The 25,415-nt window shown below is 63.8% G+C and carries 23 protein-coding genes; 18 read left to right on the top strand and 5 right to left on the bottom strand.

Translation table 11 applies throughout. The annotated features are described in order from the left end of the window. The first annotated feature begins 61 nt into the window (after window positions 1-61). Window positions 62-1,207, top strand: coding sequence for a molecular chaperone DnaJ (gene dnaJ, locus ACSQ3O_RS07485; RefSeq protein ID WP_137746219.1), 1,146 nt, complete (start codon window positions 62-64; stop codon window positions 1,205-1,207). A gap of 40 nt (window positions 1,208-1,247) precedes the next feature. Here the strand turns inward: dnaJ and ACSQ3O_RS07480 are convergent, their stop codons facing one another. Further along, window positions 1,248-2,192 carry a transglycosylase SLT domain-containing protein gene (locus ACSQ3O_RS07480; protein WP_436138392.1) on the bottom strand — a complete coding sequence of 315 codons (945 nt, stop codon included), beginning with the start codon at window positions 2,190-2,192 and terminating at the stop codon, window positions 1,248-1,250. A 235-nt stretch (window positions 2,193-2,427) separates the two neighbouring features. Here ACSQ3O_RS07480 and ACSQ3O_RS07475 point away from each other — a divergent pair, with 235 nt between their 5' ends. The 13 genes from ACSQ3O_RS07475 to accD all read left to right on the top strand — a co-directional run bounded on the left by ACSQ3O_RS07475 (window position 2,428) and on the right by accD (window position 17,451). Continuing rightward, entirely contained in the window at window positions 2,428-3,792 is a 1,365-nt protein-coding gene (locus tag ACSQ3O_RS07475; RefSeq protein ID WP_436138391.1) for an MBL fold metallo-hydrolase, read from the top strand. 144 nt (window positions 3,793-3,936) lie between these two features. Further along, entirely contained in the window at window positions 3,937-4,914 is a 978-nt protein-coding gene (locus ACSQ3O_RS07470; protein ID WP_436138390.1) for a LysR family transcriptional regulator, read from the top strand. Window positions 4,915-4,931: 17 nt separating this feature from the next. Beyond that, window positions 4,932-6,353 (top strand): 3-isopropylmalate dehydratase large subunit, encoded by a 1,422-nt coding sequence (leuC, locus tag ACSQ3O_RS07465; protein WP_436138389.1) that lies wholly within the window; start codon window positions 4,932-4,934, stop codon window positions 6,351-6,353. Between the two features lie 11 nt (window positions 6,354-6,364). After that, complete coding sequence (locus ACSQ3O_RS07460) at window positions 6,365-6,496, top strand: entericidin A/B family lipoprotein (RefSeq protein ID WP_063461163.1); 132 nt, start codon at window positions 6,365-6,367, stop codon at window positions 6,494-6,496. A gap of 12 nt (window positions 6,497-6,508) precedes the next feature. Beyond that, on the top strand, window positions 6,509-7,159 hold the full coding sequence (gene leuD, locus ACSQ3O_RS07455; protein WP_137746214.1) for a 3-isopropylmalate dehydratase small subunit: 651 nt from the start codon (window positions 6,509-6,511) through the stop codon (window positions 7,157-7,159). 78 nt (window positions 7,160-7,237) lie between these two features. Beyond that, complete coding sequence (gene leuB / locus ACSQ3O_RS07450; RefSeq protein WP_137746213.1) at window positions 7,238-8,314, top strand: 3-isopropylmalate dehydrogenase; 1,077 nt, start codon at window positions 7,238-7,240, stop codon at window positions 8,312-8,314. Between the two features lie 385 nt (window positions 8,315-8,699). Then, complete coding sequence (gene asd / locus ACSQ3O_RS07445; RefSeq protein ID WP_436138388.1) at window positions 8,700-9,857, top strand: aspartate-semialdehyde dehydrogenase; 1,158 nt, start codon at window positions 8,700-8,702, stop codon at window positions 9,855-9,857. Window positions 9,858-10,156: 299 nt separating this feature from the next. Further along, window positions 10,157-12,766, top strand: a complete 2,610-nt coding sequence (locus ACSQ3O_RS07440) for a FimV/HubP family polar landmark protein (protein WP_436138387.1) — start codon at window positions 10,157-10,159, stop codon at window positions 12,764-12,766. A 53-nt stretch (window positions 12,767-12,819) separates the two neighbouring features. Then, window positions 12,820-13,641 carry a tRNA pseudouridine(38-40) synthase TruA gene (gene truA, locus ACSQ3O_RS07435; RefSeq protein ID WP_436138386.1) on the top strand — a complete coding sequence of 274 codons (822 nt, stop codon included), beginning with the start codon at window positions 12,820-12,822 and terminating at the stop codon, window positions 13,639-13,641. Then, window positions 13,638-14,399, top strand: a complete 762-nt coding sequence (locus ACSQ3O_RS07430) for a phosphoribosylanthranilate isomerase (protein WP_436138385.1) — start codon at window positions 13,638-13,640, stop codon at window positions 14,397-14,399. Before truA ends, ACSQ3O_RS07430 begins: the two co-directional genes overlap by 4 nt. Beyond that, window positions 14,377-15,660, top strand: coding sequence for a tryptophan synthase subunit beta (gene trpB, locus ACSQ3O_RS07425; protein WP_137746208.1), 1,284 nt, complete (start codon window positions 14,377-14,379; stop codon window positions 15,658-15,660). Before ACSQ3O_RS07430 ends, trpB begins: the two co-directional genes overlap by 23 nt. Continuing rightward, window positions 15,661-16,470, top strand: a complete 810-nt coding sequence (gene trpA / locus ACSQ3O_RS07420) for a tryptophan synthase subunit alpha (RefSeq protein WP_137746207.1) — start codon at window positions 15,661-15,663, stop codon at window positions 16,468-16,470. A 108-nt stretch (window positions 16,471-16,578) separates the two neighbouring features. Next, a complete protein-coding gene (gene accD / locus ACSQ3O_RS07415) occupies window positions 16,579-17,451 on the top strand; it encodes an acetyl-CoA carboxylase, carboxyltransferase subunit beta (RefSeq protein ID WP_137746206.1) in 873 nt (290 codons plus the stop codon). Window positions 17,452-17,561: 110 nt separating this feature from the next. On the opposite strand, the gene ACSQ3O_RS07410 is transcribed toward accD, so the two are convergent. Further along, entirely contained in the window at window positions 17,562-18,110 is a 549-nt protein-coding gene (locus tag ACSQ3O_RS07410; RefSeq protein WP_137746205.1) for a YggT family protein, read from the bottom strand. Between the two features lie 96 nt (window positions 18,111-18,206). Between ACSQ3O_RS07410 and ACSQ3O_RS07405 the strand changes: the two genes are divergently transcribed. Further along, on the top strand, window positions 18,207-18,842 hold the full coding sequence (locus ACSQ3O_RS07405; protein ID WP_436138384.1) for an LON peptidase substrate-binding domain-containing protein: 636 nt from the start codon (window positions 18,207-18,209) through the stop codon (window positions 18,840-18,842). A 33-nt stretch (window positions 18,843-18,875) separates the two neighbouring features. Here ACSQ3O_RS07405 and ACSQ3O_RS07400 read toward each other — a convergent pair whose 3' ends face one another. The 3 genes from ACSQ3O_RS07400 to hisF are packed head-to-tail and all read right to left on the bottom strand — an operon-like array spanning window position 18,876 to window position 22,103. Then, window positions 18,876-20,684: an SDR family NAD(P)-dependent oxidoreductase gene (locus ACSQ3O_RS07400; RefSeq protein ID WP_436138383.1), complete on the bottom strand. Its 1,809-nt coding sequence runs from the start codon at window positions 20,682-20,684 to the stop codon at window positions 18,876-18,878. A 13-nt stretch (window positions 20,685-20,697) separates the two neighbouring features. Continuing rightward, the gene (gene hisH, locus ACSQ3O_RS07395) at window positions 20,698-21,348 is read right to left on the bottom strand and encodes an imidazole glycerol phosphate synthase subunit HisH (protein ID WP_436138382.1); all 651 of its coding nucleotides are present in this window, start codon (window positions 21,346-21,348) and stop codon (window positions 20,698-20,700) included. Beyond that, window positions 21,345-22,103, bottom strand: coding sequence for an imidazole glycerol phosphate synthase subunit HisF (hisF, locus tag ACSQ3O_RS07390; protein ID WP_436138381.1), 759 nt, complete (start codon window positions 22,101-22,103; stop codon window positions 21,345-21,347). The genes hisH and hisF overlap by 4 nt, the downstream gene beginning before the upstream one ends. Window positions 22,104-22,174: 71 nt before the next feature. Here hisF and ACSQ3O_RS07385 point away from each other — a divergent pair, with 71 nt between their 5' ends. Genes ACSQ3O_RS07385 through ACSQ3O_RS07375 form a run of 3 tightly spaced genes read left to right on the top strand, consistent with a single transcriptional unit; the run spans window position 22,175 to window position 25,407 of the window. Continuing rightward, entirely contained in the window at window positions 22,175-23,185 is a 1,011-nt protein-coding gene (locus ACSQ3O_RS07385; RefSeq protein WP_436138380.1) for an NAD-dependent 4,6-dehydratase LegB, read from the top strand. Then, on the top strand, window positions 23,175-24,344 hold the full coding sequence (locus ACSQ3O_RS07380) for a LegC family aminotransferase (protein WP_436138379.1): 1,170 nt from the start codon (window positions 23,175-23,177) through the stop codon (window positions 24,342-24,344). The genes ACSQ3O_RS07385 and ACSQ3O_RS07380 overlap by 11 nt, the downstream gene beginning before the upstream one ends. A 4-nt stretch (window positions 24,345-24,348) precedes the next feature. Continuing rightward, window positions 24,349-25,407 carry a nucleotidyltransferase family protein gene (locus ACSQ3O_RS07375; protein ID WP_436138378.1) on the top strand — a complete coding sequence of 353 codons (1,059 nt, stop codon included), beginning with the start codon at window positions 24,349-24,351 and terminating at the stop codon, window positions 25,405-25,407. Window positions 25,408-25,415: the final 8 nt, after the last annotated feature.

Raw genomic sequence — 25,415 nt, 5'->3', positions numbered from 1 at the left:
CGCGCGGTGCCGTTGACGGTGCTTGCGCGGCGTTCCTGTTCCAACCGGACCGCAGATCACCATGTCGAAAAGAGACTTTTACGAAATCCTGGGCGTTCCCAAGAACGCCTCGGACGAAGAAATCAAGAAGGCCTATCGCAAGCTCGCGATGAAGCACCACCCTGACCGCAACCAGGGTGACGCGGCCAAGCCTGCCGAAGAGAAATTCAAGGAGGCCAAGGAGGCCTACGAGATGCTCTCGGACCCGCAAAAGCGGGCCGCCTACGACCAGTACGGCCACGCCGGGGTAGACCCCAACATGCGCGGCCCCGGTGGTGCGGGGGCGGAGGGCTTTGGCGGGTTTGCCGAGGCCTTTGGCGACATCTTTGGCGACATGTTCGGCCAGCAGGGCGGGCGTGGGCGCGGTGCCGGTGGCCGCCAGGTCTACCGGGGCAGCGACCTCAGCTATGCCATGGAGATCACGCTGGAAGAGGCCGCACGTGGCAAGGACGCGCAGATCCGCATCCCTTCGTGGGAAAGCTGCGACACCTGCCATGGCAGCGGCGCCAAGCCCGGCACCAGCGCCAAGACCTGCGGCACCTGCCAGGGTGCGGGCACGGTGCAGATGCGCCAGGGCTTTTTCAGCGTGCAGCAAACCTGCCCGCACTGCCGGGGCACGGGCAAGATCATTCCCGAGCCCTGCACAGCCTGCCATGGCCAGGGCAAGCTCAAGAAGCAAAAGACGCTGGAAGTGAAGATCCCTGCCGGCATCGACGACGGCATGCGCATCCGCTCCACCGGCAACGGCGAGCCAGGCACCAACGGTGGCCCACCGGGTGACCTGTACATCGAGATTCGCCTGAAGAAGCACGACATCTTTGAGCGCGACGGCGACGACCTGCACTGCCAGGTGCCTGTGAGCTTCATCACGGCTGCGCTGGGTGGCGAGATCGAGGTGCCTACGCTGGCCGGCAAGGCTGCCATCGACATCCCTGAAGGCACCCAGGCCGGCAAACAGTTCCGCCTGCGCGGCAAGGGCATCAAAGGCGTGCGCGCCAGCTACCCCGGCGACCTGTACTGCCACATCGCCGTCGAGACGCCCGTGAAGCTGACCGAGCACCAGCGCAAGCTGCTGCGCGAGCTGGAAGATTCGCTCAAGAAGGGCGGCGCCCGCCACTCGCCCAGCGGCGAGAGCTGGACAGACCGGTTGAAGAATTTCTTCAGCTGATCAGGCCACCGCAACGCCCGACTGCCAACCGCCCTCGGCCTCACGGCCCGGGGGGTTTTTTCATGCGCACAACCGGCTGCGCTACAAGCCCCGTGGCCTTGCCAGGCCGCTCATGCTGCGGCGCGCGGTAAAAGCCCAGAATGCGGCGCACGTACTCGCGCGTCTCGCTGTAGGGCGGCACACCGCCATGGCGCTCCACCGCTTTCTCGCCCGCGTTGTAGGCGGCCGAGGCCAGTGCCACATCGCCCCCGAAGCGGTCGAGCAACCAGCGCAGGTAGGTCAACCCGCCCCGCACGTTCTGCTCGGGGTTCCACACATCGCGCACGCCAAAACGCTCGGCCGTCTCGGGGATCAGCTGCATCAGCCCCTGCGCATTCTTGGGCGACAGCGCGCGGGCCTGGAAGTTGGATTCGGAGCGCACGATGGCCAGCGCCAGGCGCGGGTCCACCTCGAAGCGGGGTGCAAGCCGCTGCACCAGCTCGGCGTGGCGGCGCTTGTCGTCGGGCAGGTTGCTGACATAGCGGTCCACCACCTCCTGGGGCACGACCTCCTGGGCAGAATCGCGCACCTCCAGCCGGGGCGCATCACCCGTGGTGAGGCAGTCCGGCAGCTGATCACCAAGCACCAGGCCTTCGGCCAGGCTGCGCGCCTTCTCGTGTCCCCGCTGGGCGGCCAGGGCCAGCAAGGTGGCGGCGGCCGCCGGGTCGGGGACCACATCGCGCCCCCGCATCAGCAGGCGACCCAGGCGGTATTGCGCCTCCACACTGCCATAGCGTGCGGCATCGCAGTACCGCTGCGCGGCGCGGTGCGGCTGGCGCCGCACTTCGGCGTCGTAGCCCTCCTCCAGCCAGCGCGACAGCACGGGCGGCTCGTCCGCCCACTCGGGCGGATCGTCCAGGGCCTGCGCGCGCACCTGCGGCCCGCCCGTCAGCAAAACTGCTGCCAGCAAGGCGCCATGCGCGTGACAGGAAAACCTGGGTTGCATACCTCAACCTTTGGGATGAAGGTCCCGCCAAAACGGGGCATCAGGGAGATGGGCTGCCCACTGTAGTACCGCCGGGGGATTTGCAACAGAAAAACATTGCCAGCGGTAATTTCTTGATCTGAGGCAAGAATCCTCCCGCCCGCCGCAACCCTGGGCGATCTGCGCAGTAGCATGAAAGCCCACCGGCCGGTCAAAGGGCCGCAATCCGGGAAAAAAGGGAACAAGGGGCATCGGCATGAACGTCAATATCACCTTCCTGGGCGGCTCGGGCACGGTCACCGGCTCCAAGTACCTGGTGCGCCACAACGGCAAGAGCCTGCTGCTGGATTGCGGCCTGTTCCAGGGCTACAAGCAGCTGCGCCTGCGCAACTGGCAGCCCCTGCCCGTCACGCCCCACCAGATCGATGCCGTGGTGCTGACCCATGCGCACCTGGACCACAGCGGCTACCTGCCATTGCTCACCCGCGATGGCTATGCCCGCGCCATCCACTGCACGCCAGGCACACGCGACCTGTGCACCATCCTGATGCCCGACAGCGGGCATCTTCAGGAAGAGGACGCCGCCTTCCTCAACCGCCACCAGCTCAGCAGCCACAGCCCGGCCCTGCCGCTGTACACCCGGCTGGATGCGCTGCATTGCCTCAAGCAGTTCCAGACCCACGCCTTCCACAAGGCATTTGAGCCCCTGCCCGGCTGGCGGGTGACGTTCTCCCCGGCAGGCCACATCCTGGGCGCCGCCAGCGTGTTGCTGGAGGTGGGCGGCCGGCGCATCCTGTTCTCGGGCGACCTGGGGCGGCCCGATGACCTGCTCATGAACCCACCCGATGCCCCGCCCCCGGCCGACACGGTGCTCATCGAATCCACCTACGGCGACCGCGAACACCCGCCCGAGGGGTTGCTGGACGAACTGGGCCCCGCCCTGCAGCGCCTGGCCGCGCGCGGCGGCACGGCCGTGGTGCCGGTGTTCGCCGTAGGCCGCGCCCAGGTGGTGCTGCATGCCATTGGCCTGCTCAAGGCGCAGGGGGTGGTGCCTGCATCGCTCAAGGTGTTTCTGGACAGCCCCATGGCCGTGAGCACCACAGGCCTGTTCCAGCACCACATGCAGGAGCACCGACTGAGCGACCGCGAGGTGCAGGCGCTGGAGCATGGCGCCACCATGGTCCAGACGCCCGAGCAGTCCAAGGGCCTGGCCCGGCTGCATGGCCCCATGGTCATCCTGTCGGCCAGCGGCATGGCCACCGGCGGGCGCGTGCTGCACCACCTGGCGCTGCACGCGGGCGATCACCGCAACATGATCATCCTGACCGGCCACCAGGCGCCGGGCACACGCGGCGCCCGCCTGGCCGAGGGCGAAAAGACGATCCGCATCCACGGCCAGGACGTGGCGGTGCGCGCAGAGGTGGTGCGGCTGTCGTCCGCCTCGGCCCATGCCGACGGCAACCAGCTCATCGCCTGGCTGCGCAGCATGGGCCATGCGCCCGACCAGGTGTATGTGGTGCATGGCGAAATGGGCGCGGCCGACCACCTGCGCCAGCGCATCGCGCACGAGCTGCGCTGGAATGCGGCAGTGCCGGAGCACGGCAGCACCTGCGCGGCCTGAATCCACCACCTCGGCCCGCCCGGGGCCCGCCAGCTCGCCATTCACACGCGGACGGGCAGCCAAGCCATCGCACATGGCGATGACAAACAAAACATAATGGGCAGAAAATAGCCAACCTTCTCATTCAGAGAAGACAAACGCCCCATGAAAAGCTCAGAGCGCAGTTTTGCGCGCCGTATCGACCTCACCTCGCTGCAACTGTTTGTGGCGGTGTGCGAACTCGGCAGTATCGGCCGGGCGGCCGAGCGCGAATTCATTGCCGCATCGGCCGTCAGCAAGCGCCTGTCCGACCTGGAAACGGCCGTGGACACCGCCCTGCTCTACCGCCACAGCCGGGGCGTGACCCTGACCCCCGCGGGCGAGAGCCTGCTGCACCACGCCCGCACTGTGTTGTTTGGCCTGGAGCGCATGCAGGGCGAGCTGAGCGAATACGCCGACGGCGTGCGCGGCCATGTGCGCATGCACGCCAACATCTCGGCCATCTTCCAGTTTCTGCCCGAAGACCTGGGCGCGTTTGCTCGCGAGCACAGCCAGATCAAGATCGACTTGCAGGAACACCTCTCCAGCGACGTGCTGCACGCCGTGCAGGAGGGCGCGGCCGATCTGGGCATCTGCAACATCGGCACCGCCAGCGCCGGGGGCAGCCCTGCCTTGCAAAGCCGCCCGTACCGGTCAGACCGTTTGGTGCTTGTAGTGCCGTCTGGGCACGCCCTGTCTGCCCAAGCAGCTATCAATTTTGAAGAAGTCCTGGACTGGGACATCGTCGGCCTGCACGCCAACAGCAGCATCAGCCTGGCCATGCGCGCAGCCGCCGCTGCTGCCGGGCGGCCGCTGCGCCAGCGCATCCAGGTAACCGGGCTTGATGCCATGTGCCGCATGATCGACAACGGCCTGGGTGTGGGTCTGCTGCCCGACCGGGCATTTGCGCTCATGCGCGGCGTGGGCCAGCTGCAGGCCATCCCGCTGACCGACGCCTGGGCCCACCGCGAACTGCGGGTGGTGGCCCGCGACTTTGAGGCCCTGCCCATCACGGCACGCCTGCTGGTGGAACACCTCGCGCCACAGCCTGAACCGGCGCCAGTGCACCCGGCCCCCGACACTAAAATCCAATCCCCCACCTGAAAGTAGAAAGCCACGCCATGGGACGCACCCTGTACGACAAGATCTGGGACGAGCATGTCGTCCACACCGAAGAGGACGGCACCTCCATCCTCTACATCGACCGCCACCTGGTGCACGAAGTCACCAGCCCGCAGGCGTTCGAAGGCCTGCGCGAAGCGGGCCGCAAGGTGTGGCGCATGAGTTCCATCGTGGGCACGGCCGACCACAACACGCCCACGACAGGCTGGGAGAACGGCTATGACGGCATCACCGACCCGGTCAGCAAGGAACAGATCACCACGCTGAACGACAACATGGCGACCATCTCGCCGGCGGCGTTCTTCCCCTTCATGCACAAGCGCCAGGGCATCGTGCACGTGATCGGCCCCGAAAACGGCGCCACCCTGCCCGGCATGACCGTGGTGTGCGGCGACAGCCACACCAGCACGCACGGCGCGTTTGGCGCGCTGGCCCACGGCATAGGCACCTCCGAGGTCGAACACGTGATGGCCACCCAGACCCTGCTGGCCAAGAAGGCCAAGAACATGCTGGTGCAGGTGGACGGCCAGCTGGCCAAAGGCGTGACCCCCAAGGACGTCGTGCTGGCCATCATTGGCAAGATCGGCACGGCGGGCGGCACGGGCTACACCATCGAATTCGCAGGCTCGGTGTTCCGTGCCATGAGCATGGAAGGCCGCATGACCGTGTGCAACATGGCCATCGAAGGCGGCGCACGCGCGGGCCTGGTGGCGGTGGACGACAAGACGATTGAATATGTGAAGGGCCGCCCCCTGTCGCCCACCGGTGTGGAGTGGGACCAGGCCGTGGCGTACTGGAAGACGCTGCACTCCGATGCAGACGCTGTGTTCGACACCGTGGTCAAGCTCGACGCGGCCGAGATCGTGCCGCAGGTCACCTGGGGCACCAGCCCCGAGATGGTGCTGGGCGTGGACGCCCGCGTGCCCGACCCCGACAAGGAAAAGGACGCCAACAAGCGTGGTGCCATCGAGCGTGCGCTCACCTACATGGGCCTGCAACCGGGCAAGCCCATCAACGACATCACCATCGACAAGGTGTTCATCGGCAGTTGCACCAACAGCCGCATCGAAGACATGCGCGAAGCCGCCGCAGTGGTCAAGAACCTGGGCCGCAAGGTGGCCAGCAACGTGAAGCTGGCCATGGTGGTGCCCGGCTCGGGCCTCGTCAAAGAGCAGGCCGAGCGTGAAGGCCTGGACCAGATCTTCAAGGCCGCAGGCTTTGAATGGCGCGAGCCCGGCTGCAGCATGTGCCTGGCCATGAACGCCGACCGCCTGGAACCCGGCGAGCGCTGCGCCAGCACCAGCAACCGCAATTTCGAAGGCCGCCAGGGCGCTGGGGGCCGCACCCATCTCGTCAGCCCCGCCATGGCCGCCGCCGCGGCCGTGCACGGCCATTTTGTGGACATTCGCCAATTCGCCTGAAGGAGCCCGCCATGAAGAAAATTGCCGCAACCCTCATCGCACTGTCTGCCGCCTTGCTGCTGGCCGGATGCAACACCGTCAAGGGCGTGGGCCAGGACGTTCAACGGGCAGGGGGCGCGCTTGAACGCGCCGCCAACAAGTAACACAAGGCAGCCATGCAGAAATTCACCGTGCACAAGGGCCTGGTGGCCCCGATGGACCGCGAGAACGTCGATACCGACGCCATCATCCCCAAGCAATTCCTCAAGTCGATCAAGAAGACGGGCTTTGGCCCCAACCTGTTTGACGAGTGGCGCTACCTGGACAAGGGCGAGCCCGGCATCCCCGAAAGCCAGCGCAAGCCCAACCCCGACTTCGTGCTGAACCTGCCGCGCTACAAAGGCGCCAGCATCCTGATCGCGCGCAAGAATTTTGGCTGCGGCTCCAGCCGCGAACACGCGCCCTGGGCGCTGGACCAGTTCGGCTTTCGCGCCGTGATCGCGCCCAGCTTTGCCGACATCTTCTTCAACAACTGCTTCAAGAACGGCCTGTTGCCCATCGTGCTGCCCGAGTCCACCGTGGCCCAGCTGTTCGACGAAGTGGCCGCCTTCCCCGGCTACCAGCTCACCATCGACCTGGAGCGCCAGGTGGTCGTGCGCCCGCAGGGCGAGGAGATCCCGTTCGATGTGATCGCCTTCCGCAAGTACTGCCTGCTCAACGGCTTCGACGACATCGGCCTGACCCTGCGCAAGTCCGACAAGATCAAGGCTTTCGAGGCCGAACGCCTGGCAACCAAGCCCTGGCTGGCGCACACCATGGTGTCCTGAGCCCCAAAATATCCATCAAAAATGGCCGTTTCCGCGCATCCATAAAGCGCAAGCAGCTATCAAAATAGAAGCAAACCAATGAAAATCGCAGTTCTGCCGGGTGACGGCATTGGCACCGAAATCGTGGCCGAGGCCGTCAAGGTCTTGAAGGCGCTCGACCTGAAGTTCGAGATGGAATCCGCCCTGGTGGGCGGCGCCGCCTACGAAGCCCATGGCCACCCGCTGCCCGAAGCCACGCTGAATCTGGCCAAGAGCGCCGACGCCATCCTCTTCGGCGCCGTGGGCGACTGGAAGTACGACAAGCTCGACCGCCCCCTGCGCCCCGAGCAGGCCATCCTCGGCCTGCGCAAGAACCTGGGCCTGTTCGCCAACTTCCGCCCCGCCATCTGCTACGAGCAGCTGGTGGGTGCATCCAGCCTCAAGCCCGAGCTGATCGCGGGCCTCGATATCCTCATCATCCGCGAGCTGACGGGCGACATCTACTTCGGCCAGCCCCGTGGCCGCCGCGTGGCCACCGACGGCCACTTCCCCGGCGCTGAAGAAGCCTTCGACACCATGCGCTACTCGCGCCCCGAGATCGAACGCATCGCCCGCGTGGCCTTCGAAGCCGCCCGCAAGCGCAACAAGAAGGTCACGAGCGTAGACAAGGCCAACGTGCTGGAAACCTTCCAGTTCTGGAAGGACGTGGTCATCGACGTGCACAAGGACTACCAGGACGTGGAACTGGAGCACATGTACGTGGACAACGCCGCCATGCAACTCGTGAAGAAGCCCAAGGCCTTCGATGTGATCGTGACCGGCAACATGTTTGGCGACATCCTGTCCGACGAAGCGTCGATGCTGACAGGCTCCATCGGCATGCTGCCTTCGGCCAGCCTGAACAGCAGCAACCAGGGCCTGTACGAGCCCAGCCACGGTAGCGCCCCCGACATCGCGGGCAAGGGCGTGGCCAACCCGCTGGCCACCATCCTGAGCGCCGCCATGATGCTGCGCTTCTCGCTGAACCAGGACGAAGCCGCCAAGCGCATCGAGGCCGCCGTGCAGAAGGTGCTGGAGCAAGGCCTGCGCACACCGGACATCTATAGTGAAGGCACGACCAAGGTGGGCACCTCGCAGATGGGCGACGCCGTGGTGAAGGCGCTGTCCGCGCAGTGATGAACTGATGAAGACGGGCCCCGCCAGCGGGCCCGATCTTCCCGAGAAGCGCCGCACTGCGGCGCTTTTTTTGTGGGTGCCTGCTCTCCACCTGTCTCAAGAAAGCATCGCCCATCCCTGAAATCCGGTGGTTTGGGCTTAAAAATGCTGCATTCGCAGGCAATCCGCTACAATCTCGCCCATGTTTGCCGCCCGCCCGTTCGACCTGAACACCGCTACTGCCGCCCTGGCAGGCGTGGCTGTGCGCGCAATCACCACCAAAACCACGACCATTAAGGGCTGACCCAGCTCCGGTATCGTCGTGCGCCCTCCCTGGCCCAGACGAGCCGGGGCAAAGGTCAGTCCCGGTCGGGCACTGTTTCTTACACTGAAAAGGGGCGTTGAAATGAGCAAGTTGGTAGGGTTGGTCGGCTGGCGCGGCATGGTCGGCTCGGTCCTGATGGACCGCATGGAACAAGAGAAGGACTTCGATCTGATCGAGCCCATGTTCTTCTCCACCTCGAACGCAGGCGGCAAGGCCCCTGCCCAGGCCAAGAACGAAACTGCGCTGCAGGACGCGTTCAACATCGAGGCCCTCAAGCGCTGCGAAATCATCATCACCGCCCAGGGCGGTGACTACACCAACGAGGTCTACCCCAAGCTGCGCGCCGCCGGCTGGAATGGCCACTGGATCGACGCCGCCTCCTCCCTGCGCATGGAGAAGAACGCCGTCATCGTGCTGGACCCGGTCAACATGCCCGTCATCAAGAACGCCCTGGCCAACGGCGGCAAGGACTGGATCGGCGGCAACTGTACCGTGAGCTGCATGCTGATGGGCGTGGGCGCGCTGTACAAGGCCGGCCTCGTGGAGTGGATGAGCACCCAGACCTACCAGGCGGCCTCCGGCGGCGGTGCACAGCACATGCGCGAGCTGCTCACCCAGTACGGCACGCTGAACGCCGAAGTGCGCTCGCTGCTGGACGACCCCAAGAGCGCCATCCTGGAAATCGACCGCAAGGTCATCGCCAAGCAGCGTGCCCTGACCGGCGCCGAAACCGCCAACTTCGGCGTGCCCCTGGGCGGCAGCCTGATCCCCTGGATCGACAAGGATCTGGGTATTGGCAAGAGCCAGGACGATCCTGCCTGGGGCATGTCCAAGGAAGAATGGAAGGGCATGGCCGAGACCAACAAGATCCTCGGCCAGGGCGAAGGCTTTGATGCCGCCGCTGTGCCGGTGGACGGTTTCTGCGTGCGCGTGGGTGCCATGCGCTGCCACAGCCAGGCGCTGACCTTCAAGCTCAAGAAGAATGTGCCCCTTGCGGACATCGAAGCCATGATCGCTGCCGACAACGAGTGGGCCAAGGTAGTGCCCAACACCCGCGAAGCCACGATCAAGGATCTGACGCCCGTGGCGGTGACTGGCACGATGACCATCCCGGTCGGCCGCATCCGCAAGCTGGCCATGGGCCCTGAATACGTGGGCGCTTTCACCATCGGCGACCAGCTGCTGTGGGGCGCTGCCGAGCCACTGCGCCGCATGCTGCGCATCCTGCTGGACGCCTGATCCCGGGGGCTACCGGCCCTGCCCTAGAAGCGCGCATACCCCCCGTGTGCGCGCTTTTTTACGTCCAGGCTGCAGACACACTCCGTTACGGGACGTTGGCAATTGGCAACAGCCACATGCCCCAAGTTGGGGCCCCGGCGCCCCTCTCAAAGCTTCGGCGCCACCTCAGCTTGTCAGTGCAAAACATTGATGCTATGGTGCTTTTTACATATTTTCACGCGCCGGGGCGGGACCAGACCATGACAAAAAAAGCACCGCTCGTCCGAGCCGCAAAAAATCCTCATCAGTTGTTGGCAAACATGCATCGTTGGAAATTCTCTGTCCTGGCGGCTGCGGCCGTGGTGTCGGCCGGCTTTTACGCCCCCGATGCGTCCGCTCTCGCGCTGGGTCGCATCACTGTGCAGTCTGCCCTGGGCGAGCCCCTGCGTGCAGAAATCGATCTGCCCCAGATCACCCCGGCCGAAGCCGACACGCTGCGCGCCACGGCAGCCGCCCCTGAAGTGTTCCGCGCCCAGGGCATGGAATACACCCAGACGATGAACAACCTGCAGATCCAGCTGCAGCGCCGCCCCGATGGCACGGCCGTGTTGCGCCTGACCAGCGACCGCCCCGTGAACGAACCCTTCCTCGACCTGGTGCTGGACGCCAACTGGGGCACCGGCCGCCTGGTGCGCAGCTACACCATGCTGTTCGATCCGCCCGCGCTGCGCCGCCCTGCGCCTGCGGTTACGGCATCACCCCAAATTTCCGCACCAGCGGTGCAGGCCGCGCCCGCCGTGCGCGCACCCGCCGCGCCAAGGCCTGCCGAATCCGCCGCTGCACCAGCGCCCCCCCGTCCCGCTCCTGCCCCAGCACCACGCGTAGCACCTGCCGATGGTGTGACCGTGCAAGCTGGCGATACAGCCGGCCGCCTTGCCAACGCCTACAAGCCCGCGGGCGTGTCGCTGGACCAGATGCTGGTCGCCATGATGCGCGCCAACCCCGATGCCTTCATCCAGGGCAACGTCAACCGCATCAAGGCTGGCGCCGTGCTGCAGATGCCCGACGAGGCAGCAGCCCAGTCCACCACCGCCCCCGAGGCGCGCCAGATCCTCGCCGCACAGGCGCGCGACTTCAACGATTTCCGCCGCAAGCTTGCTGGCGCAGCGCCCACCACCGAAGTGGCTGCGGCGCAGCGATCCGCTTCCGGCTCTGTGCAAACCCGCGTCGAAGACAAAAAGCCCGCAACAGCCGCTCCGGACAAGCTCACGCTCTCCAAGGGCTCCGTCAAGGGCCAGAAGGCTGCTGAAGAGCAGGTTGCCAAAGACAAGCAAGCTGGCGAAGCCGCCACCCGGATGGCCGAGCTGTCCAAGAACATCACCGACCTGAACAAGCTGGGTGCCGCCTCGTCGGCCGCAGGCGGCAGTGCGGCCCCTGCGGCGGCTGGCGCAGCAAGCGCCCCCGCAGGCGTGGCAGTGCAAGCACCCGCTGTGCCCGCAACGCCCACGGCACCACCGGCACCTGAAGCCCCTGCCCCCGTCGCTGCAGCCAGCGCCCCGGCAGAAGCCACGGTTCCCGCCGAAGCCGCAGCCTCGGCACCCGCAGCCGAAGCATCTGCCCCGGCACCAACGCCAGCCCCCATGCCCGTCCCAGCCCCGGTGCCTGCACCAGCTGAGGAGCCCGGCTTCCTTGCAGGCCTGTTGGACGACCCACTGCTACCGATTGGTGGTGGCATCGTGCTGGCGGGCCTGCTGGGTTTTGGCGCCTACCGCGTCATCCAACGGCGCCGCCAGAACAATGGGGTGGACAGCTCCTTCCTCGAAAGCCGTATCCAGCCCGACTCCTTCTTCGGCGCCAGCGGTGGCCAGCGCGTGGACACGGCCAACAGCGAGATGACCACCGGTTCCTCCATGGCCTACTCGCCCAGCCAGCTGGACGCGGGCGGCGATGTGGACCCCGTGGCCGAAGCCGATGTGTACCTGGCCTATGGCCGCGATCTGCAAGCCGAAGAAATTCTGAAAGAAGCGGTCCGCCACAACCCAGGCCGTGTTTCCGTGCACGTCAAGCTGGGCGAGATCTACGCCAAGCGCCAAGACCGCAAGGCCCTGGAGGCCGTGGCAGGTGAAGTCTTCAAGCTGACCCAAGGCGAAGGGCCGGACTGGGCCCGCGTTGCCGAACTGGGCCGCGACCTGGAACCCGACAACCGCCTGTACCAGCCTGGCGGCCGCCCTGGCATGGGCGAAGACGAATCTCCATCGCTGCCTCCCGGTGGCTTCCCCAGCACCTTCACCGGCGCAGCCGGCCCGGCCGCTGCGGCACTGCCGCCCGACCTGGACCTCGATCTCGACCTGGACCTGCCTGACGACGCACTCACTGATGCGCCGCCCGCAGCACCTGGCGGTTTTGCAGCAGCCGCTGCCGCAGCCACCGGTGCCCGCAACGACGACGAGCCCCCGACGCTGCGCCCGGAACTGGATCTGCCCCCACCCTCCGCAGAACCCCCTGCTGCCTGGAACAGCCCCGACACGGCGCCCAGCTCCATGATCGCGCCCCCGCCGGTGGCCAATCTGGACTTCCCCAGCGCGGACGACCTGAGCATGGCGCCCTCCGGCCCCATGCCACTGACGGGCGACGCCAAAGACTCCGGCCCCATGGAGTTCGACCTGGGCGAACTGTCACTGGACCTGAATGCGCCCAGCAAGCCCATGGCCGCTCCTGCAGCCAAGGCCCCAGCGCCCGCCCCCGAGCCCTCTGACGATGGTTCCGCCGCCGCGCAGGACGATCCCCTGGCCACCAAACTGGCGCTGGCGGAAGAGTTCAACGCCATTGGCGACACAGACGGCGCCCGCACGCTGATCGAAGAGGTGGTGGCCGAATCCAGCGGCGCGCTCAAGACCCGCGCCCAGCGCATGCTGGCCGAACTGGGCTGATGCAGCCCGTTTCGTCAAGCACCTCCCTACCCACCCCGTCCCCAGGCCTCCCCATGACGCGGGTGGCACTGGGTGTCAGCTACAACGGTCAAACCTACAGTGGCTGGCAAAGCCAACTGTCGGGCAACACGATTCAGGACAAACTCGAAGCGGCCCTGGGCCGCTTTGCCACGCACCCTGTGAGCACCCTGTGCGCGGGCCGCACCGATGCAGGGGTGCACGGCTTGATGCAGGTGGTGCACTTTGACACCCCGCTGCATCGGCCCGCATCGTCCTGGGTGCGCGGCACCAACACCTTTCTCCCGGCCGACATTGCCGTTCAGTGGGCACAGCCCGTTCCTGACGACTTCCATGCCCGCGCCAGCGCCGTCGCACGGCGCTACGCCTACGTGCTGCTGCAATCTCCCGTGCGGCCCAGCGTAGATGCTGGCCGCGTGGGCTGGGTCTACCACCCGCTGGACCACAGCGCCATGCGGCAAGCCGCCGACATCCTGCTGGGCGAGCATGACTTCACGTCGTTTCGCGCATCGGCCTGCCAGGCCAAGTCGCCCGTCAAGACGCTACAGCGCATCGACATCACCCACCGAGGCCTGGGCGAGCCCCACCCAGAGCTGGGCTGGAGCCCCTGTTACTGGCGCTTCGAGTTCCAGGCCAACGCGTTTTTGCACCATATGATCCGTAACATCATGGGCTGCCTGATCGCCGTGGGCCAGGGAAACCAGCCGCCCCAGTGGGTGGCGCAGGTGCTGGCGGCCAGATCACGCGACGCTGCGGCGCCCACCTTTTCGCCAGATGGGCTGTACTTCCAGGGCCCGGTCTACGACGCCCGCTGGGGCCTGCCCCAGCGCACGGCTGCGTATGATTGGTTGCCATGAAAGCCCAAGACAACCACCCCCTCCCCCCCGCCCGTACCCGCATCAAGATCTGCGGCCTGACGCGTGAGGAAGACGTGGATGCGGCGGTGGACGCCGGCGCCGACGCGATCGGTTTCGTGCTGTATGCGCCAAGCCCCCGTGCCGTCACACCCGCGCGCGCAGCACAGCTGGCCAGGCGGTTACCACCTTTCGTGACCCCCGTGCTGCTCTGCGTGAACGAATCAGCTACAAATGTGATAGCTGCAAGCGCTTTGATAGCAGGCGCAACCATCCAGTTTCACGGCGATGAATCCCCCGAAGACTGCCTCGCCGCCACCGGCCAGGGCGCACGACCCTACCTGCGTGCCGCACGCATTCCTCTGGGTGATGGTGCCGCCCGGTTCGACCTCGTAAAATACGCGCACGATTATTCTCACGCCCAGGCCATCCTGCTCGACGCGCATGTCGAAGGCTATGGCGGCGGCGGCAAGGCATTCAATTGGTCACTCCTTCCACCAAGCGTCAGCTCTCACCTCGTTTTGTCTGGTGGACTCACGCCTGCAAACGTGACCGATGGCATTTTGCAAGTCCGCCCGCGTTGCAAGACGCTGGCGGTTGATGTCAGCTCCGGCGTCGAAGCCACCGACCCCAACAGCCCCGATGGCGCCCCCCTGAAGGGCATCAAGGACGCCGGAAAAATCCAACGGTTCATCGCCGCCGTGCGTGCGGCCGATGCCCAACTTGCAAAGAACCCCCATGAATTCCTATCAGCAACCTGATGCATCGGGCCATTTCGGCCCCTACGGCGGCAGTTTTGTCAGCGAGACGCTGACCCACGCGATCCAAGAACTGCGCGAGGCCTACGCCCGCTACCAGAACGACCCGGACTTCCTCGCCGAGTTCGAGTACGAGCTCAAGCACTTCGTAGGCCGTCCTTCCCCCATCTACCATGCCGCACGCACCAGCCGCGAAATGGGTGGCGCGCAGATTTACCTCAAGCGCGAAGACCTCAACCACACGGGCGCCCACAAGATCAATAACGTGATCGGCCAAGCCATGCTGGCCAAGCGCATGGGCAAGCCCCGTGTGATTGCCGAGACTGGCGCAGGCCAGCACGGCGTGGCCACCGCCACCATCTGCGCGCGCTACGGCCTGGAATGTGTGGTCTACATGGGTGCCGAGGACGTCAAGCGCCAAAGCCCCAACGTGTACCGCATGAAGCTGCTAGGCGCCACCGTGGTGCCTGTCGAGTCGGGCAGCAAGACCCTGAAGGACGCGCTGAACGAGGCCATGCGCGACTGGGTGGCCAATGTGGACAACACCTTCTACATCATCGGCACCGTGGCAGGCCCGCACCCCTACCCGATGATGGTGCGCGACTTCCAGAGCGTGATAGGCAAAGAAGCCATCACGCAGATGCCTGCCATGCTGGCAGAGCAAAAGGTACTGGGCAACCAGCCGGATGCCGTCATCGCCTGCGTGGGTGGCGGCAGTAATGCCATGGGTATCTTCCACCCCTATATCCCGTTCGAGAAGACGCGCCTCATCGGCGTGGAGGCCGCAGGTGAAGGACTGGAATCGGGCAAACACTCGGCATCGCTGCAAAAAGGCAGCGCGGGCGTGCTGCACGGCAACCGCACCTTTATCCTGCAAGATGACAACGGCCAGATTACCGAAACCCACAGCATCAGCGCGGGCCTGGACTACCCCGGCGTGGGCCCCGAGCACGCCTGGCTGCAGGAGATCGGCCGCGCCGAATACGTCGGCATCACCGACCAGGAAGCGCTGGACGCCTTCCACTACCTGTGCCGCACCGAGGGGATCATCCCCGCGCTGGAATCCAGCCACGCCATGGCCTATGCCATGAAGCTGGCCAAAACCATGCGCCCAGACCAGTCCATCCTGGTCAACCTCTCGGGCCGAGGCGACAAGGACATCGGCACCGTGGCCGACCTGAGCGGCGCCGACTTTTACTGCCGACCCAGCTGCCAGGGGCAGTCCGTCAAGGGTGGCGAGCAACCCATCAAGGTGGTGAAATAAATGAGCCGTATCGCATCCACCTTCTCTGCCCTGCAAGCGCAGGGCCGCAAGGCGCTGATTCCTTATGTGACCGCCGGTTTCCCGTTCGCCGACATCACCCCCGCGCTCATGCACGGCATGGTCGAGGCAGGTGCCGACGTGATCGAACTGGGCGTGCCCTTCTCCGACCCCATGGCCGATGGCCCGGTGATCCAGAAGGCGGGCGAAAAGGCCCTCAGCCTGGGCATTGGCATGACGCAGGTGCTCGACCATGTGCGTGAGTTCCGCAAGCGCAACAGCACCACACCCGTGGTGTTGATGGGCTATGCCAACCCCGTGGAACGCTACGACCAGAAGCACGGCGAAGGCGCGTTTGTGCGCGACTCTGCTGCGGCGGGCGTGGACGGCGTGCTCATCGTGGACTACCCGCCCGAAGAATGCGAAGCCTTTGCCGCCAGCCTGCGTGAGCACGGCATGGACCTGATCTTCCTGCTGGCCCCCACCAGCACGGATGAACGCATGGCCCAGGTAGCGCGCGTGGCCAGTGGCTATGTGTACTACGTGTCACTCAAGGGCGTGACTGGCTCCGGCGCGCTGGATACGGCGGCTGTGGAGCAGATGCTGCCCCGCATCCGCCAGCATGTGACCATTCCCGTGGGTGTGGGCTTCGGCATCCGCGACGCCGCCACTGCCCAGGCCATCGGCAAGGTGGCCGACGCCGTGGTCATCGGCAGTCGCATCATCCAGCTGATCGAAGACCAGGAGCACGCCAAGGTGGTGCCCCTCACCGTGGACTTCCTGCGTGGTGTGCGTAAAGCACTCGACGCATAATGCTGCCCGGCGCGCGCCGCATGGTGCGCGCCCTCATTTCACTCAAGACCTGTCCCCAAACGCCTACCGGCTGCGCTGACAGATCTCGCCACTGAAGAGGAAAACACCATGTCCTGGCTCGAAAAACTTCTGCCCTCCAAGATCCAGCAAACCGACCCTACCGAGCGCCGCCAGGTGCCCGAAGGCCTGTGGATCAAGTGCCCGAGCTGCGAAACGGTGCTCTACAAAGCTGACCTGGAACACAACCAGAACGTCTGCCCCCACTGCAGCCACCACCACCGCATCGGCGCCCGTGCGCGCCTGGACTCGTTTCTGGATGCCGAGGGCCGTTACGAGATCGGCCAGGAAGTGCTGCCCGTGGACGCTCTCAAGTTCAAGGACAGCCGCAAGTACCCTGAACGCCTGAAGGAAGCACTGGAGAACACCGGCGAGACCGATGCCCTCATCGTGATGGGCGGTGCGGTCAAGAGCATCAACGTGGTGGCCGCATGCTTCGAGTTCGACTTCATGGGCGGCTCCATGGGCTCCGTGGTGGGCGAGCGCTTCGTGCGCGGCGTGGAAACCGCCATCGAGCAAAAGGTGCCCTTCATCTGCTTTACCGCCACCGGCGGCGCACGCATGCAGGAAGGCCTGCTGTCGCTGATGCAGATGGCCAAGACCAACGCGGCCCTCACCCGCTTGGCCAAGAAGGGCCTGCCCTACATCAGCGTGCTGACCGACCCGACCATGGGCGGCGTGAGCGCTGGCTTCGCCTTCGTGGGCGACATCGTGATCGCCGAGCCTAAGGCCCTGATCGGTTTTGCGGGCCCCCGCGTGATCGAATCCACCGTGCGCGTGACCCTGCCCGAAGGCTTCCAGCGCGCCGAATTCCTGCAGACCAAGGGTGCTGTGGACTTCATCTGTGACCGACGCGAACTGCGCAACACCGTGTCCAGCAGCCTGGCCATGCTGCAGCGCCTGCCGGCTGACGCAGTGATGTAACGCCTGATGGGATCAATGGCCTGCGCGACTTGCACGGCCATTTGCTCCTCAATTGATAGCTAAAAAAGCTTACCTATTGCGCGGAAGAGTCATTTTTTGGACTCTCCCGTTCAACGCATGACGCTGGCCTGCACATGGCCCAGCACAATCATCACGACCTGCAGCAGCACCAGGGCCACCAAGGGCGAGAGGTCGATTCCCCCCACCAGCGGGATGATCCTGCGCAAGGGCCGCAGCACCGGCTCGCACAGTCTGGCGATCACGTCGGACAACGACGAACGCGCCTGCACCCACGACATCACCGCGTAGACGATCAACAGGCCAATCAGCCCTGACACTGCCACCCGCGCCAGGCCACACAGGGCCAACCACGGCAACCAGGCCCACGCCGATGCCGCGCCAAGCAACAAAGTCAGCAGGAAATACTGCGCCAGCTGCAGCAGCGCAGCGGCCACCAGGCTGGACACATCCCAGCGCCCCACCGGAGGAATGACCCGGCGCAGCGGCATGATCAACCAGTCCGTCAGGGCAAACACGAGCCCCCCCACCGGGTTGCCAAACGGAACACGCTGCCACTGCATGTACAGCCGCAGCAAACACGCGCCCGTGAGCAAGCCACCAACAACGTCGAGCAGGAAAGAGGCGATCTGGAAGAGCATGGGTGAATAAGAGGCAGGCGGAACAAAAACCGGTGGCGGCACTGAAAGCGGGTTGCTCCGTGGGATGATAGCGGGCCCAGGCGCCTCACCACGGTCATGTCCCAGTCCCTCACACTGTCATCTCTGCCCCTGTTCCCGCTGAACTCCGTGTTGTTCCCGGGCGGCGTGCTGACGCTGCGAGTGTTCGAGGTGCGCTACCTGGACATGGTGCGCAAATGCCACCAAGCAGGCGCCCCCTTTGGCGTGGTATCTCTGACCCACGGCCACGAAGTGCGCCAAGCGGGTGCGCCAGAAGAGCGTTTCAACGATGTCGGTACCCTGGCCATCATTGAGCAACTGGATCATCCCCAGCCAGGCCTGATCACCCTGCTCTGCCGCGCCAGCCAGCGTTTTCGCATTACCCAGCGCCATCACCTGCCCTACGGCCTATGGACCGCAGACGTGAACCACATGGCCCCTGACCTCCCCGTGCCCGTCCCCGAAGACCTCAAGAAGGCGGCGATTGCTCTGGCGCAGGTGCTTCACACACTCCAACAACGCGACCCCGAAACCCCCAATGCCATCACGCCCACAGACGCCCAACTTGACGATTGCGGCTGGGTGTCCAATCGCTGGTGCGAGCTGCTGCCTGTCCCGCTGGAACTCAAGCAACGGCTGATGGAACTCGACAACCCTTTGGTGCGGCTGGAGTTGGTGGGGGATGTGCTGGAGAGGACGGGGATTGCGCAGTAGCAACAACCAATGACTATCTTCACCAGAAGACAGCTAGCGCATTGGCGTGTATTCCTGCACGTGGCTACGCAACCATTCTCGCACCCGAACTTCATCTGGCTCCGGCCCTGCATTTTCAATCCAAGACAGGACTGCGTTTAAATCAATATCATGTCCGTTCGATGTCTTGGCAATTCTCAATTTGGGGTGATGGGTCGCTACGCTAGTCTCGTCATCCGCTAGCAATTCCTCATACAGCTTTTCGCCAGGACGAAGACCCGTAAACACAATAGGAACGTCTTGTTCCGCTTTTCCTGATAGCCGAATCATCATGCGGGCCAATTCGACTATTTTTACAGGCTCTCCCATATCCAGCACATAGATCTGTCCCGAACGACCCATGAGCCCTGCTTGCAGCACCAATTGGGCCGCCTCAGGAATTGTCATAAAAAATCGAACGATATCAGGATGAGTGACTGTGACGGGCCCACCCTCTGCAATCTGGCGTGTGAACAATGGCACGACAGACCCGCTTGAACCCAGAACATTTCCAAACCGAACCGAGACATACTGCGTGCCCGAATACCTCGACGCAACAGTTTGCACCAGTTGCTCGGCCAGCCTTTTGCTAGCGCCCATCACGTTTGTCGGATTGACTGCTTTGTCAGTAGAAATCATGACAAAACGACTGGCACCACACTCTCCTGCTGCACGTGCTGAATGAAGCGTGCCAGCGACATTTGTACGAAGCGCCTCAATCTCGTTAAGTTGCTCCATGAGTGGCACATGCTTGTACGCAGCAGCATGGAAAAAGGCTACAGGCCGATGCTTGCGCGCGATAGCCGATAGCCGCTCGGGCTCGCGCACGTTTGCCGTGTAGTAAACGCCTCGCATTTGGGGATGCGCCTCGCGAAGCTCCTGCTCCAATTGATAGACTGCGAATTCCGACACGTCCACGCACACCAGGCACTGAGCTCCGAAGCGCGCGATCTGGCGGCACAATTCCGAGCCGATAGACCCTCCCGCCCCGGTGACCAACACTGTTTGACCTGAAAACAGGTCCGCCAGACCAGCAACGTCCAACTGCACAGGCATACGCCCCAAGAGGTCCTCAAGCTCCAGTTTGCGAGGAGCCGTGCCATCATTTCTGATCCACTCGTCAGGCCGTGGCAGTGTCAACAATGGAATGCCTGTATCAGCCGCGCGCAACAACATCTCCTGTCGCCCTGCGGAGCCAGGTTGGCTCGCAACAAGCAAGGCCCTCACATCCATCGATCCGGCCAGTTGCACCATGCCTTCCGACACCCCCCAAACACGGACCGAGTGCAACGCACGCCCAATATCAGCCTTCTGTGGCGACAAAATTCCGACGGCATGCCATTGAGAAGACCCCTTGAGTGCGCGCAATGCATCCGAAGCCTCTTGCAATGTGCCGAGTATCAGCACAGCTTTACCGTGCTTACCCCCCTGCCGCCGCTCCACCAAAGTACGCCAACCGGCCCGCGCAGCCCCCAGAAGCACCAAAGCAATCAACGGCTGCAACAACAGAATGGAACGAGGGAAAGCTGGCAAACGCAGCATGACCACACCTGCTGTCACAAGCAAAGCGCCTAGCCCAATGCCAATAACCAGTTGACGCAACTCAGACAAGCCAATATAGCTCCAGACTTGTCGATGGACTCTCGCTGATGCAAGCCCCACCGTATAGGCAACCAAACACCACGGACTCGCTAACAACGCCAGCTGGATGAACTCATCTGGAATATCCAGGTTGAAACGCAGCCAGAAGGCCCCCCACCAAGCCAGCAGCGTTAGCGCCAAGTCAGCCGCGAACAAAGGCAAGGTAGAACGAAACAACTGCACGTGCGAACTGCCTTCAGAGTGCAATAAAAGACTGCAGCACGCATAAACCACTTTCACCACTGCGCTCGGGGTGAAATTGGCAACCCCAGACATTGCCCTTGCCAACCGCAGCACAGATGCGAACGCCGTCGTAGTAGGTATCGGCCAAGCGGTGCGCATCCTCAGCAGGAACCGGCGCATATGAATGCACGAAGTACACGGACGCCCCCTCCGGCACACGGGCCAACGGCGACTCCGCCCAATCCGAACCAGCAGGCGACCGATACAACTCGCTCCACCCGATGTGGGGAATGCGGTGTGCAACACCAGTCGGCGTCATCTCAGGTACCGGCTGTACACGGCCAGGGATCAAACCCAAACCCGGGTGTTCACCAAACTCTTCACCAGCCTCAAACAACATCTGTGCGCCAACGCATATGCCCAAGAAAGGCCTACCAGTATCGGCAAAACGCTTGACCAAGTCATCAAAACCGCGATGGCGCATCTCTTGCATTCCACCAATGAAGGCGCCTACTCCCGGCAGCACAAGGCGATCAGGCAAATCTCTGATCTGCGTGGCCCGGTCTATGACAGTCACCGCCGCCCCGCAACGCTGCAATGCACGCACAACATTGAGCAGGTTACCTATACCGTAGTCGATGACAGTTACTTCAGGGGCAATCACAGCCGGACCTCCAGCCCGGCAGCGCGCGCTTCAGTTTTCAGTGCACGCACGGAGGTACGCTTCCAATGCAACGCGTCAGCGACAGCCAACCCAGAAGCCCCCCCCTTCGCTGCCAGGGCAAGATCAACGGGCTGCCCATAACCACCGCTAGCAATGATGGGAACCTTGACTAGTGCTGCAACAGTTCGCACAAGGTCCACATCGAAACCTTTGCGTGTACCCTCCTGGTCAACCGACGTGAGCATGATCTCACCAGCGCCAAGAGCGACGGCACGCACAATCCACTCAGCCACATCCAACCCGGTATGCTCGCGTCCGTTGTCAATAAATGCTTCCCACCCCCCCCCACCAGCCCTGCGCTTTGCCTCTACCGACAACACCATGCACTGCGCCCCGAAGCGTTGAGATACTTCAGTGATCAGTTCAGGCCTTGCCACGGCCGCAGTATTGATAGCGACCTTGTCAGCGCCCGAACGCAGCATCGTGTGCACGTCATCCAAAGAGCGAATGCCACCACCCACGGTGATTGGCACGAAAATTTGATCGGCTGCCCGCTTAATAATCTCTGCAAGGTTGTTGCGCTGATACAGACTAGCAACGATATCCATAAAAACCAACTCATCCGCACCCTGGCGGTAGTAGTCCAAAGCGAATGCGTGGGGGTCGCCTACGACCCTAAGCCCCTCAAGGTGGATACCCTTGATCAGATTGGAGCCCTTGATATCAAGTCGAGGAATGATGCGAATGCCAGCCAAAGCGGTTATCAAAGTTCTATGGAGATGGGCTTGTATAGTACCTGCTTAAGAGCAAGAGCAGACAGCTTCCCATGACACAGTTTCAGCACATTTTGGTCACTGGCGCCGAAGGTTTTATCGGTTCGCACCTCGTTGAAGCCCTGGTCGCCCAGGGCCGCCAAGTCAGGGCCATGGGCATGTACAACTCTTTTGGCAGCTACGGCTGGCTGGACACACTCCAGCCAGCAACCCGTGCCAAGATTGATTTGGTAATGGGCGACGTGCGGGACGCATTTTCCGTGCGAGAAACAATGCGCGATTGCGACGCGGTGATGCATCTGGCTGCGCTGATCGCCATCCCTTACTCCTACTCAGCTCCATCGTCATACGTAGATACCAACGTGACCGGCACCCTGAACGTGGTGCAAGCCGCTCGTGACCTGGGTATCGGCAAGGTAGTACACACCTCCACATCCGAGGTTTACGGAACCGCGCAGGTAGTCCCGATCTCGGAAACTCATCGCCTGGTCGGCCAGTCGCCCTACTCAGCCAGCAAGATCGGCGCAGACCAGATGGCGCACAGTTACTTCTGCGCCTTCGGCACGCCGGTGGCAACTGCCCGCCCATTCAACACCTACGGCCCGCGCCAGAGCCTACGCGCGGTGCTACCCACCATCATGCTGCAGGCGCTTGGCGATGCGCCCTCGCTCAAGCTCGGCGCGCTCACGCCCACCCGCGACTTCAACTTCGTCACCGACACCGTGTCGGGCCTGATCGCCGTGCTCGACAGCGACAAGTCCGTCGGCGAAGTGATCAACCTGGGCAGCGGACACGAAATCTCCATCGCAGACTCGGTGCGGCTGATCGCCGAGATCACCGGCAAGCCGCTGGAAGTCGAGACCGACGAGGCACGTCTGCGTCCCTCCGCCAGCGAGGTGGAACGCCTGGTCTGCGACCCGACCAAGGCGCAGGCCCTGATTGGCTGGCGCAGCGCCATGGCCGACCGTGAAGGTCTGAAGCTGGGCTTCGCTCGCAGCCTCGAATGGTTCGCCAACCCCGTCAACCGTAGTCACTACCATGACGTCCAGCGCTATGTCGTCTGAGATCATCGCCGCCGTCTCGGCGGTCGTCGGCGAGGCTCCACGCCCCGTCGCGCTGCACGAGCCGCTGTTCGTTGGTAACGAGAATGCGTACGTCAAGTCCTGCATCGATGAGGGCTGGGTGTCGTCGGTCGGCGAATTCGTCAATCGCTTCGAGAAGGATCTGGCAGCCTTCTGTAATGCACCGCACGCCGTGGTCGTCGTCAATGGCACCTGCGCTATTCACGCGGCCCTGATGGTGCTGGGTATCCAGCCAGGCGACGAGGTCATCATTCCCGCCCTGACCTTCGTGGCAACAGCTAACGCCGTAGTTCATGCGGGTGCAGTGCCGCATTTCGTGGACGTGGAGGAAACCTCACTGGGCATGGACCCGCAGACCCTGATCACCCACCTCGAGAAGATCGCAACGCGCCAGGGCAACCAGACCGTCAACAAGCTCACTGGGCGGCCCATTCGCGCAATGATGCCGGTCCACATCTTCGGCCATCCCTGCCGCCTGGAAGAGCTGGCGGCCATCGCACGCGAATGGAACCTAATGCTGGTAGAGGACGCCACCGAGGCGCTGGGCTCGACACAGGAGGGCCGCCCCGTGGGCAGTCGCTATACGGCTGTCTTTAGCTTTAACGGCAACAAGATGGTCACCACCGGCGGCGGTGGTGCAGTGACCACGCACGACGAAGATCTGTACCAGCGCCTCAAGCACCTGACGACCACAGCCAAACAGCCACACAAGTGGGCGTTTCTGCATGACCAGGTGGGCTACAACTACCGCATGCCCAACCTCAATGCCGCCCTGGGCGTGGCCCAACTGGAGCAAGCACCACGCTTCCTCGCGGCAAAGCGAGCTCTCGCGGCCGCGTATATGCGCGCATTCGAGGGAATGAAAGGGGTACGCATCCTGCCCACCCCTCCGGACACTGAGAGCAACTACTGGCTTGTGAGCATGGTCGCCGACCAGCCCGACGAGGGGTGGCTGGATACCACCCTGAAGGCCCTGCACGACGTCGGACTGCAATGCCGGCCCATCTGGCAGCCACTGCACATGCTGCCCATGTATCAAGAGCACCCCCGCAGCGATTTAACCCGGACGGAATCGCTGGCGAAGCGCCTCATCAGCCTGCCCTCCAGCGTCAAGCTGGGCCTTTCACTGATCGGAGGCTAATGCGATGCAGTTGGACGCCCGACAGAATATGCTGCCCGAGAGCGCTTCGGTCCTGCAGGCCATCCAGGTATTGGACCAGGCCCAAGCCAAGATCGTGCTGGTGGTGGATGCCGCCGAAAAGCTGACCGGGTCCGTCGTGGACGGCGATGTGCGCCGTGGCCTGCTACGAGGGCACGGCCTGCAATCGCCTGTGCACGAAATCATGCACCGCCAGCCATACGTGCTGCCGGCACACTCGCCCCGCCAGAAGATCCTTGAGGCGATGCATCTGCTGGAGATCAAGCAAGTACCGCTAGTGACGCCAGAGGGCTCGGTGGCAGGTATCGCCGTACATGACATCCTGCTAGGCCTGCAGCATGGCGAACGTCCCAATCATGTGGTGGTGATGGCGGGCGGCAAGGGCAAGCGGCTGCTGCCAATTACCCAAGACATGCCAAAGCCCATGGTGCCCGTGGGTGGCAAACCCATCCTCGAATGGATCCTGCTTCGCCTCACGCACTACGGCTTCCGCGAGTTCACCTTCGCCATCAACTACCTCGGTCACATCATCGAGGATTACTTTGGCGACGGCAGCGCTTTCGGCTGCCGCATCCGCTACGTCAAGGAAAAAGAGTTCCTTGGCACGGCCGGCGCGCTCTCGCTGCTGCCACCGGGTGATCAGCACCCGCTGGTGGTGACCAACGGCGACATCCTCACCGGGCTAGACTTCGGTAGTCTGGTCGACTTCCACGCCGATGGCGGTTACACCGCCACGGTCTGCGCCCGCGCCCACCGCGTGGAAGTACCCTATGGAGTGATCGAAATGCGTGACGGCTGTCTACACGGGATCGTCGAAAAGCCCGTCTACGACAACCTGATCAGCGCCGGCATCTATGTGCTTTCGCCATCGACGCTGCCGCGCATTCCCAAGGAGCAGGTCCTGGACATGCCCGACCTGCTGCTGTCGCTGGTCGGTGAAGGCCGTAAGATCGGCGTATTTGCCCTCGAAGACGAATGGATCGACGTTGGCCGCCACGACGACCTTGAACGCGCCAAGCGTACTTTGGCAGCTTCAAGCGGCTGAGCTTATCG

This window comes from Acidovorax sp. LjRoot74, from assembly GCF_964254355.1.
Lineage (GTDB): Bacteria > Pseudomonadota > Gammaproteobacteria > Burkholderiales > Burkholderiaceae_C > Acidovorax.
This window is presented reverse-complemented; position numbering and strand designations above follow the sequence as displayed.

Excerpts from the sequence above, each read along its gene's own strand:
- leuB (WP_137746213.1), top strand. The coding sequence starts at position 7,238 with ATGAAAATCGCAGTTCTGCCGGGTGACGGCATTGGCACCGAAATCGTG.
- trpB (WP_137746208.1), top strand. The coding sequence starts at position 14,377 with ATGAATTCCTATCAGCAACCTGATGCATCGGGCCATTTCGGCCCCTAC.
- ACSQ3O_RS07385 (WP_436138380.1), top strand. The coding sequence starts at position 22,175 with ATGACACAGTTTCAGCACATTTTGGTCACTGGCGCCGAAGGTTTTATC.
- ACSQ3O_RS07460 (WP_063461163.1), top strand. The coding sequence starts at position 6,365 with ATGAAGAAAATTGCCGCAACCCTCATCGCACTGTCTGCCGCCTTGCTG.
- ACSQ3O_RS07380 (WP_436138379.1), top strand. The coding sequence starts at position 23,175 with ATGTCGTCTGAGATCATCGCCGCCGTCTCGGCGGTCGTCGGCGAGGCT.
- ACSQ3O_RS07405 (WP_436138384.1), top strand. The coding sequence starts at position 18,207 with ATGTCCCAGTCCCTCACACTGTCATCTCTGCCCCTGTTCCCGCTGAAC.
- ACSQ3O_RS07475 (WP_436138391.1), top strand. The coding sequence starts at position 2,428 with ATGAACGTCAATATCACCTTCCTGGGCGGCTCGGGCACGGTCACCGGC.
- leuD (WP_137746214.1), top strand. The coding sequence starts at position 6,509 with ATGCAGAAATTCACCGTGCACAAGGGCCTGGTGGCCCCGATGGACCGC.
- asd (WP_436138388.1), top strand. The coding sequence starts at position 8,700 with ATGAGCAAGTTGGTAGGGTTGGTCGGCTGGCGCGGCATGGTCGGCTCG.
- ACSQ3O_RS07410 (WP_137746205.1), bottom strand. The coding sequence starts at position 18,110 with ATGCTCTTCCAGATCGCCTCTTTCCTGCTCGACGTTGTTGGTGGCTTG.
- ACSQ3O_RS07430 (WP_436138385.1), top strand. The coding sequence starts at position 13,638 with ATGAAAGCCCAAGACAACCACCCCCTCCCCCCCGCCCGTACCCGCATC.
- ACSQ3O_RS07480 (WP_436138392.1), bottom strand. The coding sequence starts at position 2,192 with ATGCAACCCAGGTTTTCCTGTCACGCGCATGGCGCCTTGCTGGCAGCA.
- trpA (WP_137746207.1), top strand. The coding sequence starts at position 15,661 with ATGAGCCGTATCGCATCCACCTTCTCTGCCCTGCAAGCGCAGGGCCGC.
- ACSQ3O_RS07440 (WP_436138387.1), top strand. The coding sequence starts at position 10,157 with ATGCATCGTTGGAAATTCTCTGTCCTGGCGGCTGCGGCCGTGGTGTCG.
- ACSQ3O_RS07470 (WP_436138390.1), top strand. The coding sequence starts at position 3,937 with ATGAAAAGCTCAGAGCGCAGTTTTGCGCGCCGTATCGACCTCACCTCG.
- accD (WP_137746206.1), top strand. The coding sequence starts at position 16,579 with ATGTCCTGGCTCGAAAAACTTCTGCCCTCCAAGATCCAGCAAACCGAC.
- truA (WP_436138386.1), top strand. The coding sequence starts at position 12,820 with ATGACGCGGGTGGCACTGGGTGTCAGCTACAACGGTCAAACCTACAGT.
- dnaJ (WP_137746219.1), top strand. The coding sequence starts at position 62 with ATGTCGAAAAGAGACTTTTACGAAATCCTGGGCGTTCCCAAGAACGCC.
- leuC (WP_436138389.1), top strand. The coding sequence starts at position 4,932 with ATGGGACGCACCCTGTACGACAAGATCTGGGACGAGCATGTCGTCCAC.
- ACSQ3O_RS07375 (WP_436138378.1), top strand. The coding sequence starts at position 24,349 with ATGCAGTTGGACGCCCGACAGAATATGCTGCCCGAGAGCGCTTCGGTC.